This window comes from Caballeronia zhejiangensis (genome assembly GCF_000698575.1).
Classification (GTDB): domain Bacteria; phylum Pseudomonadota; class Gammaproteobacteria; order Burkholderiales; family Burkholderiaceae; genus Caballeronia; species Caballeronia zhejiangensis.
The window spans coordinates 1-1,550 of the sequence record NZ_JFHD01000098.1 but is presented as its reverse complement, the minus strand read 5'-3'; the positions used below and the strand labels follow the sequence as shown (position 1 = coordinate 1,550).

Here is a 1,550-nt window from a genome sequence, read left to right as displayed (position 1 = left end):
TATTCTGGCAAGGTTCCATCAACAGAAGTAATTTTTCCAAAAACTGTACCTATAGGAAGCCCCCTAGCTTTCCTAATCAGTTGAGCCATTAATGTCCAGTAGACATCAAGATTTGAAGTTTCCAAATTATCCATAACATCTTTACCGCCGAGAAATAATGGTATTCTGTATCCGACACACTCTTCGTAGCTAGGTGCAGCGCCTCGAATTAGCCACTGGAACCGGAAGCTAACGGCCTGAATTCAACACATAAGTGCAACGCTCACCCCTGTATGCACTTCGTACGGCGTCTTCCAGCCCAAGCGCTTGCGCGGGCGTAGATTGATCCTCGCTACTGTCCGATTGACGGCTTCGACGGTCAGCTTGCTGAAGTCGCTGCCCTTGGGGAAATACTGGCGGAGCAGACCGTTGGTGTTTTCATTGGTGCCACGTTGCCAGGATGAATAGGGGTCTGCAAAAAAGACCTGGCACTGGCTCCGTAGCGCGATGCGTTCATGCCCGGCAAACTCCCTTCCGTTATCCAGCGTCAGCGTGTGAGCGGCATGGCCCTGAAGCATCAGATTGATCGCCCGCGTTACCTGCCGGCGCGTTCTGCGCTTGACCGGATAGGCGCTCAGATAGCCGCTTTTGCGATCAACCAGGGTCACCAGGTTACCGCCCAGTCCATGTACCGTATCGCCCTCCCAGTCCCCCAGGCGCTCGCGGCTTTCGACCTCGGCTGGGCGTTCACTGATTGACACGCGATTACGCAGCTGCCCGCGCCGATCGTGGCTTCCATAGCGTTTCCGGTAGCGCTTTCGGCGATGTCGCAGATAGGTATAAAGCTCACCACCGGCGCGCTGTTCGGCGGCAATGAACCGATAAATCCACTCATGGCTGACCGCCCGGCTTGGCTGCTCCTGCTTCAACCGCTGGGCGATCTGCTCCGGACTCATGCCATGCTTGAGCCACACCGGGAGATGATGGCTGAGCCATGTCGCCGGCTTGCAAAACTTGCGCGCACCCGCTCGACGAGCATCACTTTCATGGGCCGCAGAAACAGCCTTGTAGATATTCTGGGTGCTGTTGCGGCGAACCTCGCGACTGATCGTCGAGGGATGCACGCCGACCCGCTTTGCAATGCTCGCCTGGCTCTCTGCGGCGCTCAAGCCAGCCTCAATCTGGTAACGTTGTCCCTGAGTCAGCTGCCGGTAATGCGTAGTCATCTGCGCTTGAATCCTTCGGTGTGAGAGCCTGGATTCTACCGGTGGCTGGCTCTCTGCCTCTCGTTTCAAGCGTTGCGCTTATTCTATGAATTCAGGGAGTGTTTCTAACCGCTGCGCGTTCCGCTCGTTATGGTGAAGTACGTGAACTGCTGGATGTAGCTATTGCGTCTGACAAGGTTTATTACTCTGGGCAGAGAGCCCCACTTACTAGCGAAATGACTCCTGACGAGGCTGTTTCAACTCTTATTAATTTAGGTTCTATCCAACCGTTGACGGTTGAGTCCAGAGCTGAATACTTTTCTTTGCTTAGTAATTTTACAGAAGACGAGTTAGTTGAAGTTTATT

At 54.1% G+C, this 1,550-nt stretch carries 3 protein-coding genes; 1 reads left to right on the top strand and 2 read right to left on the bottom strand.

Annotated elements, in window-relative coordinates; all coding sequences use genetic code 11:
* Both BG60_RS38035 and BG60_RS36070 read right to left on the bottom strand, forming a co-directional pair.
* Positions 1–209, bottom strand: a 209-nt coding sequence (locus tag BG60_RS38035) for a T6SS immunity protein Tdi1 domain-containing protein (protein ID WP_277621809.1), incomplete at its 3' end; no start/stop codon positions are given.
* A 33-nt stretch (positions 210–242) separates the two neighbouring features.
* Positions 243–1,205: an IS30-like element ISPpu17 family transposase gene (locus BG60_RS36070; protein ID WP_004577240.1), complete on the bottom strand. Its 963-nt coding sequence runs from the start codon at positions 1,203–1,205 to the stop codon at positions 243–245.
* A gap of 98 nt (positions 1,206–1,303) precedes the next feature.
* Here BG60_RS36070 and BG60_RS39430 point away from each other — a divergent pair.
* Positions 1,304–1,550 (top strand): hypothetical protein (locus tag BG60_RS39430; RefSeq protein ID WP_206540342.1); only part of this gene is annotated, 247 nt, incomplete at its 3' end.

Bases quoted from the DNA above. Each gene is read 5' to 3' on its own strand.
- BG60_RS36070 (WP_004577240.1), bottom strand. From the start codon at position 1,205: ATGACTACGCATTACCGGCAGCTGACTCAGGGACAACGTTACCAGATT.